A 15,206-nucleotide genomic window follows, 5' to 3' on the forward strand; every position below is an offset into this window, starting at 1 on the left:
ATAGCTGATAGCTGATAGCTGATAGCTGATAGCTAACTTCCCATAAATTACGTTATGTTAAATTAAACAAGGAATAAGAAAGCGAGCGTGATTATACAAACCAGCCCGCTTTTAGGAGAGTAATTAGCTGTTAATTTAGCTCAGAATCTACCCAAAATTTAGTGCCTTTTAGTACAGCTTGAAGTGCAAGGCCATTTTCGGTTAAAGAATATACGGTAACTTGGTCGGCAATGGCTTCTGCAACCAGTGCTCCACCTTTATCTTCGTATTTTGCTGCGGCGTCTGCGTTACCGCCAAAGGCCCAACCATGTTCAATAAATCTATTTACTGCTGCTTGGTTATGAAAAACCATAACAACGTTAAAGTCTTTTACACCTAAACCAAGCCCTAAACCGGCTTCACCCATATTCATGTAGGTTGATTTACCGGTTAAGTTATTTTTTACTACACCGTACCCGCCACCAAAACTGGCTAAAACAACATTGACGTTTGCGTTATCAAACACCGCGTAACCGGCCGAGTTGGCAATTTGTTTTTTAACATCGGGTTTTTGTGCGTATAATTTGTCGAGCGTATTGTTTTTCATGCTTTGAACTAAAGCGCGTTTTTCGCTTGGTGATGCACTGCCTGTAGTAGCACAACCTGTTAGTAATACACTTATTGTAAGTAGGCCTAACACGATAAATTTTTTCATAAAACTTTCCTTAATAAGATTCATACCAATGCGCAGTAACAAAAATGCTTAAATAAATACACTTTCACTATGTCCAATACTAGACAGTATCGGACTTTATCGTTAAGCTGTAAGTCTATTATTTTATTGAATATTTATACATTATGCTTGTTGCTTTAGTTGATACGTTAAAACAATTAAGATATCAAATTGCTCATCTTGACGACGATACTCTAAATTCAGAATACCCAGAACTTGCATCCTTTATACAGCAAGTTGGCTTGACTGTAACTGAATCAAAGGACGAACTTAAATTCTTATACCAATTTTTATATGTGTACGGTCGAAAATCTGAAGCAACATTTAATCGTTTTCGTAACGAGCTCGAACGATTTTATTTGTGGTCTTGGTTAATTGCCGAAAAATCAGTGTTCGATTTAAAACGCGAAGACATTGAAGCCTATGTCGATTTTATGGTTGAGCCAGATAAAAAATGGGCATCAACTTCGGTGCAATGGCGCTACAAAGATGAGCAAGGCATTCGTAGATTAAACCAAAATTGGCGCCCTTTTATGTTAAAGGAGTCAATTGCGAGTCAGCAAACATTAGCCGCAATGTTTACTGCGTTAAATGTATTTTATAAGTTTTCTATTTTAGAAGAAAAAACATTTGCTAACTTTATTCCTGTAGTTAAAAAAAATAGCCCCTATTTGGTTGTGCAATCACAAATTCAGATCCCAGACACGTTAAGTGACATACAATGGGAATATGTATTTGGCGTAACACGCGATTTATGTGAAAAAAAACCAGAGCTTGAACGTAACTTGTTTACTTTGGCATGTTTAAAAGGTTTATATTTACGGATCTCGGAACTATCCGAGCGCCCTCAATGGTCACCCGTTATGTCGCACTTTTGGCAAGATAATGACGGTTTTTGGTTTTTACGAATAATGGGGAAAGGTAATAAACTACGAGATGTTACCCTAAGTGATGATTTTGTTGAGTATTTAAAACGTTATAGATTGTACAGAGGATTACCCGCCCTACCTCGTGTTGATGAAGCTGAGCCATTGGTGCATAAAATTCGTGGCCAAGGTGGGATGACAGTTAGGCAAATTAGGCGTTTAGTACAGCAAAGTTTTGATTTGGCTCAACAATCTTTACTTGATGATGGCTTCAAAGATGATGCAGAACAACTTGAAGCAGCCACTGCCCATTGGCTTCGTCACACGGGTGCAACGCATGATGCACATACGCGACCGCTAAAACATTTATCGGAAGATTTAGGGCATTCTAAAATTGCGACAACCGATCAAATTTATATTCAAACAAATATTAAAGAGCGAGCAAAATCTGGCGTTAAAAGGAAAATTTAATGGAATACTTAGTAATAGCATTTATTGGTTTTTTATTTTTGGTTTATTCAATTTCAATTAGGCAGTTAGAACGTACAGAAATAACTGGCCCTATGTTTTTTGTTATTGGCGGTATGTTTTTGGCATTTTTACTCCCCAATGAAGGAGAAAAATTAAAAGCAGGGATAGATTATTTATTACCATTAATAGAGCTAACGCTAAGTATATTTTTATTTTCTGATGCGGCTAAATCTAAGTTAGGGGTATTGAGGCATAGTTTTCAGTACCCTAGTTTATTATTATTTGTTGCCCTACCCTTAACTTTATTATGCGGTATTGGTGTTAGCTTATTTTTATTTGCAGAGCTCTCGCTAATTCAATCGGCTTTGCTAGCAATTATTCTAACCCCAACCGATGCAGCATTAAGTAAAGGTTTATTGCAAAGTACACAAGTGCCTGAAAAAATTAGGGAAGGTATAAATACCGAAAGCGGATTAAACGATGGCTTATGTGTACCAGTATTTTTAATTTTTATTTTACTCGCTAAAAACCCTGACTCTGCCATTACGGCATCACATACATTAAGTGTGTTTTCAAGAGAGCTTGGCTTAGCACTTTTAATTGCAAGTTTTTCTATAGCGATATTTATTCCGTTGTTAAATTTTGCAATGAAGCGACATTACTTTGCAAAAAGCACTAGCCCATTTTTACTTTTAGGTTTTGCGATGGCGGTGTTTTCTATCACTCAATATTTTCATGGCAGTGGATTTATAGCGGTGTTTATTGCAGGTTTGTTATTTGATAAATTTTCTAAAACCGATATTCGCGCTGAATTAATAGAAGATTCTGAACACATTGCTGATTTTACATCGTTGATGATTTGGTGTTTATTTGGATTTGTGTGTGCTTATTTAGTAATACCCAAATTAAATACAAATATAATTGTGTATGCATTGCTAAGTACTACATTGATTAGAATAATTCCGGTTATGTTGTCGTTACAATTTACAGCACTTAACTGGAAAGAGCGTTTTACTTTTGCTTGGTTTGGGCCACGTGGTTTAGCATCAATTGTTTTTACATTAATGGTAATAGACACGCAAATAGAGAATAAATACGAGATTGCCACTATTGCTATGACCACTATTTTATTTAGTGTGTTTATACATGGTATAAGTACAAAGCCAATTGCAGATAGTTTTACTAAACAATCTAAATAACGGTTATAAAAATTACTGAAATTTTTGCCGAGCTGTCTACACGTTTTTCCAGCATCAAAATTGCTAAATTAATTAAGAAAGTTGATATAAATAAAAAAGGCGTAACTTATTTTAAGTTACGCCTTTTTTATTTTTAACTTTTATTAGCTAAGAACCTGTGCAAGTAGCTCTATTGGGTGCTTAGGTTTAAATTGTTCAAAGCGTTTTACTTGGCTGCGGCACGAAAACCCGGTAGATAAAAGTTGCTCTGGTTTATTTTTATCTACTATTGGTTTCCAACTCATTTCGTACAGTGCACGTGAATTTTTTTGGTTTTGTGCTTCGTGGCCATAAGTGCCGGCCATGCCACAACACCCCGTATTGGTGGTATTTAGAGTTAAGCCAATATCGGTAAAAATAGTTTTCCACACACTTGCCGCTTTTGGTAAAGCGGTTGTTTCTGTACAGTGGCTCAATAATGTAAATTCAGTATCGGTTTTTTGTTTAGCCGATAGCGATTTAAACGATTGAGTTTGTAGCCATTCATGGGCAAGTTGTACATGAAAATCACCGCGATTATTTTCTAAAATAGTATTGTATTCATCGCGATAACACATAACCAACGAGGCATCTAAACCAACCAAAGGCGAATTAATATCAGCGAGATTGTTTAAAAACTCTGCGCCATTTTTTGCCGTTACTTTAAACTCATGCAAAAACCCTTTTACGTGTTGGGCTTTACCATTAGGTTTAAATGGTAATAGCATCGGCTTTTTACCCAGTGCGGTGATAAGTGTTATAAAACTTTGCACTAACTCGGCTTCGTAAAAGCTGGTAAATGGGTCTTGCACTATTAGCACATAGTTATTTTGTTCATCGCTTGAAAGTGAATTTAATAATTCAAAATCAAATTTATGTGCTTTTGCTACGCGTTTTTCAAGTGATGGAATGCTTAATTGAGGTGTATCTACATACCCTACTGTTTTTTTAATTAAACTACTTACTAAGTTTGTTTTAACAATTGGGTTTATTACACGTGCAAATTTAGACATAACAGGCGCTGAACTTTCAATGTTAGCGACTAAATAATCTTTGAGTGGACGCGCGTAATAACTGTGATAGTAATTTAAAAAGCGTGCTCTAAAAGTAGGTACATCTACTTTAATTGGGCAAGATGTTGTACAGGCTTTACACGCTAAACATTCATCCATTGATTCTTTTACTTCGTGCGAAAAATCGTAAACGCCTTTGTTTTTTTCGCGGCTATGAACAAAGCGCTCCCACCAGGTAATAACTTCGCCTTTGTTAAGTTCTTTTTCTACTTCGAGCAAATCTACATTTTTAGACTCTTGAAGTCGTAACCATTCTCGCATTAATGTTGCGCGCCCTTTTGGCGAGTGTCTACGATCACCGGTTACTTTATACGACGGACACATTGGTGAATTTTCGTCGTAGTTAAAACAAATACCGTTACCATTACAGGTCATTGCATTGTTAAAACTTGTTTTTACATCTATAGAAATTTGCTTATCGAAGTACGAACGTTTTTGCCCATCTACGCTAACTAGTGAGTCTTCACTTTCAATAGGTGTGCATATTTTTCCGGGGTTTATTCTATTATTAGGATCGAAGGCGGTTTTTATTTTACGTAGTTGTTTAAATAAATGCTCACCAAAAAATTCAGGGCCATATTCACTGCGGTAACCTTTACCATGTTCGCCCCACATTAAACCGCCGTATTTAGCGGTGAGTTTTACAACTTCATCAGAAATTTTCCGAAGCAGTCTTTCTTGTTCTGGATCGCACATATCTAGCGCTGGGCGTACATGTAAAACCCCCGCATCAACATGGCCGAACATACCATATTGTAAATTATGGCTATCGAGTAATGCTCTAAATTCTACGATGTAGTCAGCTAAGTTTTCTGGCGGTACGGCGGTATCTTCAGCAAAGGCCAATGGCTTTTGGCTGCCTTTAACATTACCAAGTAACCCGACAGATTTTTTACGCATTGCGTAAATTTTTAAAATATCAGTTTTACTGCTGGTTAACTGATAGCCAATAACCCCGTTGGTTTGATTTGCTACGCACTCATCTAATAATGTACAAAGTGTATTTACTTTGTCTTTTATATCTTCAGGTGATACTGCATTAAACTCAACCATGTTGAGTCCTTGCATATCTTTATTTGGTACATCGGTTATTAAGTCCGATACTGAATGCCAAATAATATCTTCGCGAGCCAGGTTTAATACCTTGCTATCGACTGTTTCTACCGATGTTGCACGTGCATCTACTAAAAACGGAGAATGACGAAGTGCCGAATCAAAACTATCGTATTTAATATTTATCAGTGTTTTAAATTCGGCTATGGGAGTTAGGTTTAATTTTGCCTCGGTAACTATACCAAGCGAGCCTTCTGATCCGGTAATTAGCCTACTCATATCAAAAGTTTGTAAGTCATCACTTAGCACATGCTCTAGGTCGTAGCCGGTTAAAAAGCGATTTAAACGTGGAAATTTTTCTAAAATAGCCTCACGCTCATTTAAAGAAATTTCCAATACTGTTTTGTAAAGGCTACCGATTAATGATTCTTGCTCGGCTATTACTTTAGCTTTTTCTATGTTTATTGGTGATGTCACCATTGGGCTGCCATCGACTAAATAGGTAGTAAGTCCTAAAACATGGTTGCTGGTTTTACCGTAAACTAATGAACCTTGACCTGATGCATCGGTACTGATCATTCCGCCAATGGTTGCTCGGTTACTTGTAGATAAGTCGGGTGAGAAAAAAAAGCCGTACGGTTTTAAAAAGTCGTTTAATTGATCTTTAATTACACCTGTTTGTACTCTAACCCACCCTTCTTCAACATTAATTTCGAGTATTTCGCGCATATAACGTGATAAATCAACCACAATACCAGGTGTGAGTGACTGCCCGTTAGTACCTGTACCACCACCGCGTGGGCCAAAAGTAAGCGACAAGAATGGGTCGCGAGATGCTGTTTGCAATGCCAATTGAATGTCTTTTTCGGTTTTAGGAAAAATAACACCTTGTGGGATTTGCTGATAAATACTGTTATCGGTAGAGGCGGTTAAACGCGTTGCATAGCTTGCATCGGTGTCTCCACTAAACCCCTGATTTTTAAGTGTACTTAAGTAGTTTGCGACAAGGTCGGTCGCTGCATCTTGCTGTGTAATTGTTGCTATCATGACGGCGATAATTTAAGGCATTTGTGTAATTATATCATGGTGATGACTAATAGAAATTGAAGATTTTACAGTTTGTAACACTCTTTTTATCGTAATTTGATGTTCTGTATTTATAATCAAGTTAAACCATTGTATTGAGGTTTATATGAAAAAATGTCTATTACAGATCATAGGTGTGTTGTTTATTTTGCTTGGGTTGTTTTTCTCTCTGGTGCCAGGCCCCTCCCTGATATTTTTTATGGGGGGATTACTGTGTTTTTCTTTTTACTACCCAAAAGCGAGGCATTATTTAAAACTATGCCAAAAAGCCTTAACTAAATCGTGTCATTATTTAGATAAAAAATTAGCACGGTAATTTATCCCACATACAAAAATGCCAGCTTAATTGCTGGCATTTTTATTTGTTACGGGTACTGATGATTATTTAGCAAGTTTGTCTGCTAGGTATAACCATGTTTCTAGTACTGTATCTGGGTTTAGTGAAACAGAATCAATGCCTTGCTCTACTAACCATGCTGCAAAGTCTTCATGATCTGAAGGACCTTGGCCACAAATACCTACGTATTTACCTTTTTCTTTAGCAGTTTTAATTGCCATAGAAAGTAGCTTTTTAATCGCAGGATTACGCTCATCAAATAAATGTGCGATTAGGCCTGAGTCACGGTCAAGGCCAAGTGTTAGCTGAGTTAAATCGTTAGAGCCGATAGAGAAACCATCGAACATCTCTAAAAATTCATCCGCAAGTAATGCATTTGAAGGAAGCTCACACATCATGATTACTTTAAGACCATTTTCGCCACGTTTAAGTCCGTGCTCTTCAAGTAATTCGATAACGCGTTTACCTTCTTCAAGGGTACGTACGAATGGGATCATGATTTCGATGTTGGTCATACCCATGCTGTTTCTTACACGTTTGATTGCTTCACACTCAAGGGCAAAACAATCACGGAAGTCTTCAGAGATATAACGTGCAGCACCACGAAAACCAATCATTGGGTTTTCTTCTTCAGGTTCGTACTGCTCACCGCCTACTAAGTTTGCATATTCGTTTGATTTAAAATCAGACATGCGCACAATTACACGCTCTGGTGCAAAGGCACAGCCTAGCGTTGAAATACCTTCTACTAATTTAGAGATATAAAACTCTACCGGCGATTCGTAACCGGCAATAATGTCGGTAATTTCTGCTTGTAGAGCAGGTGATTGGGCATCAAAATTTAATAGCGCTTTAGGGTGAACACCAATCATGCGGTTAATTACAAATTCAACACGTGCAAGGCCAACACCTGCATGTGGTAAACGTGCAAAGTCAAACGCGCGGTCTGGATTACCTACGTTCATCATCACTTTCATTGGTAGTTCTGGCATTTTATCCACGCGCGACGTCAGTATTTCAAAATCTAAAATACCTTCGTAGATGTAACCTGTATCGCCTTCAGCACATGATACGGTTACTTCTTGTCCCGCTTTAATTAAATCGGTTGCGTTACCACAGCCAACTACCGCAGGAATACCGAGTTCACGGGCAATAATTGCGGCATGACACGTACGCCCACCGCGGTTTGTAACAATGGCCGCGGCGCGCTTCATGATAGGTTCCCAATCTGGGTCGGTCATGTCGGTAACTAAAATGTCGCCTTCTTGCACTTGGTCCATTTCTTTGATTGAATCAAGTACACGAACAACACCACTACCAATTTTATGGCCAATGGCGCGGCCTTCAGCAATGACATTGCTTGTGCCATTTAATTGAAAACGCTCCATAATATTGGCATCTTCGTTTGAGCGAACGGTTTCTGGGCGCGCTTGCACTATGTATAATTTGCCATCGTTTCCGTCTTTTGCCCATTCGATGTCCATAGGACGACCGTAATGCTTTTCGATAATTACAGCTTGCTTTGCAAGTTCTTGCACTTCTTCATCTGTAATTGAAAATTTGTTTGAAAGGCTTGGCTCTACGTCAACAATTTCTACTTGCTTACCGTGTGCTTCATCAGCAGAGTAAATCATTTGAATGGCTTTTGAGCCAATATTACGACGTACTACTGATGGCAACCCTTTTTGTAATGTAGGTTTATGAACATAAAATTCATCAGGGTTTACTGCGCCCTGTACAACCATTTCACCTAAACCGTAGCTTGAAGTAACAAATACAACGTCTTCAAAACCAGACTCTGTATCAATACTAAACATAACGCCTGATGCTGATTTATCTGAACGCACCATACGCTGTATTCCAGCAGATAGTGCAACACCACGGTGATCGTAACCTTGGTGAACACGGTATGATATGGCGCGGTCGTTAAATAAAGAAGCAAATACGTGTTTAATAGCGACCATTACTGAGTCGATACCACGTACGTTAAGGAAGGTTTCTTGTTGGCCTGCGAATGATGCATCTGGCATATCTTCAGCGGTGGCTGATGAGCGTACTGCAAATGATACATCGGCTGATGTATCGCCATGAAGTTGGCTGTATGCGTCGCGAATGGCTTGGTCTAGGTTAGGTTGGAATGGGGTATCGATAATCCATTGGCGGATATCGGCACCGACTTTAGCGAGTGTATTTACATCATCAACATCAAGCGTATCTAAAATGTCGTGAATTTTTGCATTGAGTCCAGATTGTTCTAAAAACTCATTGAAAGCGTCGGCTGTAGTGGCAAAACCACCCGGAACCTGTACACCTGCGTTAGCGAGGTTTGAAATCATTTCACCAAGTGAGGCATTTTTGCCGCCAACACGAGGAACATCTTGCATACCAAGCTCTTGATACCAGAGAACGTATTCTTGCACGGGTCTTTCTCCAAAAAACAAATTGTAGTTGTAACTGTGAGAGTTAAGAAAGAAAACCTTTTATAAAGGTCACCTTCATTCTACACTGGCATTAGACCTCACGTAAACCGTGAGTAAGCCATTTTAGGGATTAAACGTAATAAAAAGGTTAACTATGAGAACTGCTTTTTATATATCAGACGGCACTGCTATTACCTCCGAAGTGTTTGGTCACGCGACTTTGTCGTTGTTTCCGGTTGAATTTAATCATAAAACTATTCCTTTTGTAGAAACAGAGGAAAAAGCAAATGAAATTAAAGCGTTAATAAACGCAACTGCTGCAAAAGAAGGTGAGAAGCCATTTGTATTCTTTACCTTTGTAAATCACAACTTAAGTGAAATTATTAAATCTGCCGATGCAATCGCGTATGATTTTTTGTCTACTTACAGTGAAAAAATAGAAAAAGAGCTTAATGTTGCGCCAGTGCCAAAAATGCATCGCACCCACTCTATTCATGAAAAAAGCTATGACTTTAGAATAGATGCGGTTAACTATGCCCTTATGAATGATGATGGCGGAAATATTAAAAACTTTTCTGAAGCCGATATTATTTTAGTAGGTGTAAGTAGAAGCGGTAAAACACCAACAAGCCTGTACTTAGCCTTACAATACGGCATTAAGGCTGCAAATTACCCAATAACTGAAGATGACTTAGAGAGTGAGGGATTACCTAAATGTTTACTCCCTTACAAACATAAGTTATTTGGGTTAACTATTGACCCTGAGCGTTTGGCTGCAATTAGGCATCGCCGTATGGCAAATTCTAAATACGCATCAATAAGACAGTGTCGAATTGAAGTGCGTGAAGTTGAAATGCTTTATAAGCGACATAAAATTGCATACTTTAATTCTACCCATCATTCTGTTGAAGAAATATCAGCAAAAATCTTGATTGACGGTAACCTAGAGCGACGTAAGTACTAACCAACTAATTTACTGTTTTGCTAAAAAAAGCCGCATAATGCGGCTTTAATTTTAACTTTATTATTTACGTGCATCTTTTAGTAAGTCAGCTACTAAAAAGCCTACTTCTAATACTTGGTCTGCATTTAGACGCGGGTCACATTGTGTTTTGTAACGTTGCGCTAGGTCATCATCAGATAAACCGTATGCACCACCGGTACACTCTGTAACGTGCTGGCCAGTCATTTCTAAGTGAATACCACCTGCGTATGAACCTTCAGCTTTATGTACAGCAAAAAACTGGCTAATTTCGCGCATGATATTATCAAAGCTTCGCGTTTTATAGCCTGATGTCGCTTTTTCAGTGTTACCGTGCATTGGATCCGAGCTCCAAATAACTTTACGGCCTTCTTGCTGAACGCGTCTTACAAGTGCTGGAAGTTTTTCTGGTAGTACGTCGGCACCCATACGTGTAATTAGCGTTAAGCGACCCGGAATGTTATCTGGGTTTACAGCATCAATTAAACGAATTAGGTCATCTGGGTCCATTCCTGGGCCAACTTTAACACCAATAGGGTTTTTAATACCTTTGAAAAACTCAATGTGTGCATGGTCTAATTGGCGCGTACGCTCACCAATCCATACAAAGTGCGCAGAACAGTCATACCAGTCACCTGATAGGTGATCGCGACGAGTAAGCGCTTCTTCATAGCCTAGCAATAATGCTTCGTGAGACGTGTACAAATCGGTTTCTTTAAGGCTTGGCGCAATAGTAGAATTAATGCCACATACTTCCATAAATTCAAGCGCATCTTGAATTTTATCTGCAAGCTGTTGGAATCGTTCTTTTTGCGGATTAGCGGCTACAAAGCCCATGTTCCAGCGATTCACTTGGTGTAAATCTGCTAAACCACCTTGTGCAAATGCACGAAGTAAGTTTAACGTAGCAGCACTGTTGTGGTATGCCTTCATTAAACGTTGTGGGTCGGGAATACGTGCTTCTTCTGTAAACTCAAAGCTATTTACAATATCACCACGGTAAGATGGTAAAGACACACCGTCAATAGTTTCTAAATCAGCAGAGCGTGGTTTTGCGTATTGGCCTGCCATACGTGCAATTTTAACAACTGGGCATTTACCGCCGTAAGTTAAAACAACAGCCATTTGTAAAATGGTTTTAAATGTATCGCGAATATTAGCGGCATTAAAGTCACTAAATGATTCGGCACAATCGCCACCTTGAAGTAAAAATGCACGACCTTCACATACATCTTCTAATTGTTTAAAGAGACTTCTTGTTTCTTCTGCAAAAACAAGTGGCGGAGCACTCTTTAACTGGCTTTCTACTGTTTTCAGTTCATCTTGATCCGGGTACTGTGGCTGCTGCAGTATTGGCAGTTCTCTCCAGCTATTTGGGTTCCACGATTGCATGTTCTTTCCTCATTCCTACTTTACCTGATATAAGGAAATTAACGTATGCATGGCACTAAGTTCAAGGACTATATTCACTATTTACCAACTAATTTGTTATGAGTTAAATATTTTTAAGGTTATTTGTGACTTTAAGGTTATTCAGGCTGGGATTTAAAAGTTATTTAATTTACTTATTTTTATTTTAATACAATAAGTTAAGCCAGTTAAGGTGTTTTTTTAACCATCACAAACTAATTTGGATCAAAAGCCTCATAGTTAAAAGTTTCGATAGGAACACATCATACTTAAATTGGGTGTAACGTAATCTTAACTTTACAGTGCAGATTAAATTAAATTAACTAACAGGCTGGATGTGTGGTTAATTATATGGTAATGGCTGCTGAGTTGTAAATGCATTCAGAAACAAGCCTGCTTGAGTGTACGTAACTGTAACGCTGTGTTCAGGTTGTTAGACAATGCCAACATTCCAATTAAAGCTACTAAAAAAACAGCCTTCATAAATGGCTAATATTAACTATAAGAGTTCATTTTCACAGTGCTGCATTTTCGTTAAACGAGCTTAGCGTTTTAATTACCGATTATTGTCTATCAGTACCATACAATAAGTGAATACACTATCTAAAGTGGCACAACCCAAAAAAATTACGTTCCCTTAAACTCAATATATATTTTACACATTTCGATAATACATAAACGCATGCGTTATCCTAGTGAGCACTTTTGACACAATAAACTACCTGTATATTTAAATACGCAAAAGTATATTGATCACGCCTGGCCTCACTATTCTTATGTTTAATGCAGATACTTAAGCATGAGAAATTACCAATACAAGGGAATATTAAGAACACATCATACTTATATTAATTTTAAGTATAACTTGGCATTAATGAAAAAATTAAATTTAAATCTACAAAGCAAAAGGTTAAACTAAGTGTTTATGTGAGTAAGATGTGTTCTTAAGGTGGTTATGGTTTCTAAAGTACAAATAAGAAGTCAATTTGATTTAATGAATGAATTAACGTCGTTATTGATTTATGAATTACGCGACTGTGAATATTCAAAAGCTGAATATTATCAGCTGCCTGATATAACTAGTGTTGACGAGAATATTATACCCGAATCTATTCCTGTGAAAAAAATAACCGGTGAAATTGCTCATAGGTCAATTTTAAACTCTTTTACTGATATTTATAAAAAAGAAAGTTTAAGTAGTAGAGTACTAAAGCGCCACCCTGGGCTTTTGGTTCTAAAAAATGCAGATGTTGCAGGGTTAACTAGCCGAATACAACAAGTAAATAAAGCGAAGGCTGCTTTTAAGGAATGTGTTTTGGCCATAGATAATAACGATGCTCGATTTGAAGCTGTTCATAACGCGGTGCCAAATTTAATCACCCTTGCAGCCTATCGAAAAATTCATTTTCAAAGCGAGTCTCCTTTTTCAGTGCGATTTACATGGATGCATAAGCATGCAACTAAAACTCTAACTAAAAAAATGGCACTCGAAATGCTGGATAAATCTGCAGGTTATAGAAACCCAAGAATGATCGACCAACAAAAATGGCAGTCCCTTGTTGCACAAGAACAGTTACGGGTAGCTAGTTTGGGTGAAAAAGAAAAGTTAAGAATTCGCCGCCCTACCCGAGTCAGCCCCCAAGTTAATGTTAGGTATACTGCAGAAAATAGGTATCACGTAAGTGCAGCATTGCCGTTTATTTTAATTAACCCACAGCCCGATGTTAAGTTAGGTACTTTGCCTGATTATCAAAAACCAGAGTCTCACCCGCGAAAAAAAGAGTATGACTTTTTAGTGGATAGACTTTATTTAGAACAAGTTGATAAATGATTATGTTAAAAAGGCCACAATATGTGGCCTTTTTGGTAAGTATTAGTATTTTAACTGCTACTATTTTTCGACTATTTCTTCTATTTTATCTTCATCAATTAAAACTGCGTTTTCGACAATTCGTTTACCACCTTGAATCTCAATACGCTTATTGTGCTTGTTGAGCGTGAGTATCTCATCACAAAACTGATCAGAAGGATGCATTTCATAGGTGTAATCAATAATATTTCCGGTTTTATCATCTTTTACATTAGTAATGCTGTACTCTGAAATAGCCCCTTTTTCAATCAAGTCTTTCATTGTTGTGGTCATATCACGGCGTAATGCTTTTAGTTTATTTTCTGTGATATCGTCGGTTGAATAAATAGAACCGTATTTTTCCATAATAGATAACAATCTAAAATGATACGTTTTCCCAGGCGCGGCATAACGCCAAAGGTGGTATAAACGTAGCATCATCCAACGCGATAAACCACGTTTTAGCTCTTGTGCGCTATTAAAGTAATACCCTTTGTATTCAAGGTTATCAATCATGTTATGAACAAATGCATTTAAACATGCAACACATTTAACATTGCCGCCTTGACCTTTTTTACCACTAAAGTGAAGTGACGATAAAAAGTTCATGTTTGACTCATAAAAAGAGTCATCAATATCAGTATTTTTAGTATCAGTAGCCGAGTATTTAAATGAAAGTTTAGAACCTTGAAGTGCTTCAAGTGATTCTTTAATTTGCGGGTATGGCATTGACTGGCCAACCGCTTTAAGTTCTTGGGCTAATTCGTTCATCGAAAAAACCACGGCATATTGAATACCGGACTTAAAATTGATTTTTACAATTTTGCCTTTTGATGCAAGGCGAATTAATGCGCGCTCAACTTTTTCTTCTCTATCAGATGGCCACACTAAATATTCTACGTCTTCGCCATCTTTACGCGTGCTTACAACGGCCGGTGTAATTTTTATTTCGCCATCATATAAAATACCATCTACTTTTTCGGATATTTTACGCGTAATAATTGTTTTTTTAGGAGCTTCTTCCAATGGCAATTTTTTATGCCCAGAACGTACAAAACGCCCCCATAAATCATAGTGGTTAAACGTGTTCGAATAAGCACGTAACCCATGAGCGGCATTTTCGATAGAAATTCGCACATCTTTGTTATCTGTAAATAGTGCTAAACTTTCGTTATCTATTGCACTTTCCACCCCGTGTATTTGGCCCCTAAGTGTATCGGGCAAGTTATCTACCGAGATGTTGACCTTTCGGCTCATTGTTCTGATTTCCATTTTTTATTGCGACAGCTAATAACAACACATTAAGCAACAAAAGTTAAATGTTTAAGTTAGTATAAAACTGATCTGAGTATAAATAAACGTATCGGATCATTATTATACTAAGTAAGGAGTGATAAGCTTAATTTCAGATCACTATTTTACTAAGGTAAGCTTCTCAAGCTAAATTTTTACTAACTCAACTTATTTTTTGTCCATCAAAAGCGCTATTTTTAAACTTTTTACACGACAAACGTTAGTAAAATAAATACCTGCTGTGGATAACAGCAGTTCGAGTTAGCATAGATCTGATCTGTACTTACTACAGATCAGATCTATACCAATTAAACGCCCTGTTCTTAGCAAGGTAAAGTGTATAACTTTATAATTTACTTAGTAAAAAACTGATCTCGCAGAGTCATTTTGTATATAACTTTTTGAGTAAGCTGTGCATAACTCTAATTTTTAAATAA

10 protein-coding genes are annotated in these 15,206 nt (G+C 37.5%); 5 read left to right on the plus strand and 5 right to left on the minus strand.

Annotation, left to right across the window (positions count from 1 at the left end; all coding sequences use genetic code 11):
- Positions 1 to 130: 130 nt before the first annotated feature.
- Entirely contained in the window at positions 131 to 694 is a 564-nt protein-coding gene (locus tag WDB87_RS13285) for a YSC84-related protein (RefSeq protein WP_055019010.1), read from the minus strand.
- A 143-nt stretch (positions 695 to 837) separates the two neighbouring features.
- Between WDB87_RS13285 and WDB87_RS13290 the strand changes: the two genes are divergently transcribed.
- Both WDB87_RS13290 and WDB87_RS13295 read left to right on the plus strand, forming a co-directional pair.
- The gene (locus WDB87_RS13290) at positions 838 to 2,049 is read left to right on the plus strand and encodes a tyrosine-type recombinase/integrase (protein ID WP_337850104.1); all 1,212 of its coding nucleotides are present in this window, start codon (positions 838 to 840) and stop codon (positions 2,047 to 2,049) included.
- On the plus strand, positions 2,049 to 3,248 hold the full coding sequence (locus WDB87_RS13295; RefSeq protein WP_286248257.1) for a cation:proton antiporter: 1,200 nt from the start codon (positions 2,049 to 2,051) through the stop codon (positions 3,246 to 3,248). Before WDB87_RS13290 ends, WDB87_RS13295 begins: the two co-directional genes overlap by 1 nt.
- A 143-nt stretch (positions 3,249 to 3,391) precedes the next feature.
- Here WDB87_RS13295 and ydiJ read toward each other — a convergent pair whose 3' ends face one another.
- Complete coding sequence (gene ydiJ / locus WDB87_RS13300; RefSeq protein WP_337850105.1) at positions 3,392 to 6,439, minus strand: D-2-hydroxyglutarate dehydrogenase YdiJ; 3,048 nt, start codon at positions 6,437 to 6,439, stop codon at positions 3,392 to 3,394.
- Between the two features lie 145 nt (positions 6,440 to 6,584).
- On the opposite strand from ydiJ, the gene WDB87_RS13305 reads away from it, so the two are divergent.
- Positions 6,585 to 6,794 carry a PGPGW domain-containing protein gene (locus WDB87_RS13305; protein WP_337850106.1) on the plus strand — a complete coding sequence of 70 codons (210 nt, stop codon included), beginning with the start codon at positions 6,585 to 6,587 and terminating at the stop codon, positions 6,792 to 6,794.
- Positions 6,795 to 6,859: 65 nt separating this feature from the next.
- On the opposite strand, the gene ppsA is transcribed toward WDB87_RS13305, so the two are convergent.
- A complete protein-coding gene (gene ppsA, locus WDB87_RS13310) occupies positions 6,860 to 9,235 on the minus strand; it encodes a phosphoenolpyruvate synthase (protein ID WP_286248262.1) in 2,376 nt (791 codons plus the stop codon).
- A 154-nt stretch (positions 9,236 to 9,389) separates the two neighbouring features.
- Here ppsA and ppsR point away from each other — a divergent pair, with 154 nt between their 5' ends.
- A complete protein-coding gene (ppsR, locus tag WDB87_RS13315; RefSeq protein ID WP_286248265.1) occupies positions 9,390 to 10,199 on the plus strand; it encodes a posphoenolpyruvate synthetase regulatory kinase/phosphorylase PpsR in 810 nt (269 codons plus the stop codon).
- Between the two features lie 60 nt (positions 10,200 to 10,259).
- Here ppsR and WDB87_RS13320 read toward each other — a convergent pair whose 3' ends face one another.
- A complete protein-coding gene (locus WDB87_RS13320) occupies positions 10,260 to 11,609 on the minus strand; it encodes a class II 3-deoxy-7-phosphoheptulonate synthase (RefSeq protein WP_337850107.1) in 1,350 nt (449 codons plus the stop codon).
- A 973-nt stretch (positions 11,610 to 12,582) separates the two neighbouring features.
- Between WDB87_RS13320 and WDB87_RS13325 the strand changes: the two genes are divergently transcribed.
- Positions 12,583 to 13,458 (plus strand): DNA replication terminus site-binding protein, encoded by an 876-nt coding sequence (locus tag WDB87_RS13325; RefSeq protein ID WP_337850108.1) that lies wholly within the window; start codon positions 12,583 to 12,585, stop codon positions 13,456 to 13,458.
- A 60-nt stretch (positions 13,459 to 13,518) separates the two neighbouring features.
- Here WDB87_RS13325 and WDB87_RS13330 read toward each other — a convergent pair whose 3' ends face one another.
- Complete coding sequence (locus WDB87_RS13330) at positions 13,519 to 14,733, minus strand: hypothetical protein (RefSeq protein ID WP_004586302.1); 1,215 nt, start codon at positions 14,731 to 14,733, stop codon at positions 13,519 to 13,521.
- Positions 14,734 to 15,206: the final 473 nt, after the last annotated feature.

This window comes from Pseudoalteromonas sp. C12FD-1 (assembly GCF_037414265.1).
Taxonomy (GTDB): domain Bacteria; phylum Pseudomonadota; class Gammaproteobacteria; order Enterobacterales; family Alteromonadaceae; genus Pseudoalteromonas.

Excerpts from the sequence above, each read along its gene's own strand:
- WDB87_RS13285 (WP_055019010.1), bottom strand. The coding sequence starts at position 694 with ATGAAAAAATTTATCGTGTTAGGCCTACTTACAATAAGTGTATTACTA.
- WDB87_RS13290 (WP_337850104.1), top strand. The coding sequence starts at position 838 with ATGCTTGTTGCTTTAGTTGATACGTTAAAACAATTAAGATATCAAATT.
- WDB87_RS13295 (WP_286248257.1), top strand. The coding sequence starts at position 2,049 with ATGGAATACTTAGTAATAGCATTTATTGGTTTTTTATTTTTGGTTTAT.
- ydiJ (WP_337850105.1), bottom strand. The coding sequence starts at position 6,439 with ATGATAGCAACAATTACACAGCAAGATGCAGCGACCGACCTTGTCGCA.
- WDB87_RS13305 (WP_337850106.1), top strand. The coding sequence starts at position 6,585 with ATGAAAAAATGTCTATTACAGATCATAGGTGTGTTGTTTATTTTGCTT.
- ppsR (WP_286248265.1), top strand. The coding sequence starts at position 9,390 with ATGAGAACTGCTTTTTATATATCAGACGGCACTGCTATTACCTCCGAA.
- WDB87_RS13320 (WP_337850107.1), bottom strand. The coding sequence starts at position 11,609 with ATGCAATCGTGGAACCCAAATAGCTGGAGAGAACTGCCAATACTGCAG.
- WDB87_RS13325 (WP_337850108.1), top strand. The coding sequence starts at position 12,583 with ATGGTTTCTAAAGTACAAATAAGAAGTCAATTTGATTTAATGAATGAA.
- WDB87_RS13330 (WP_004586302.1), bottom strand. The coding sequence starts at position 14,733 with ATGAGCCGAAAGGTCAACATCTCGGTAGATAACTTGCCCGATACACTT.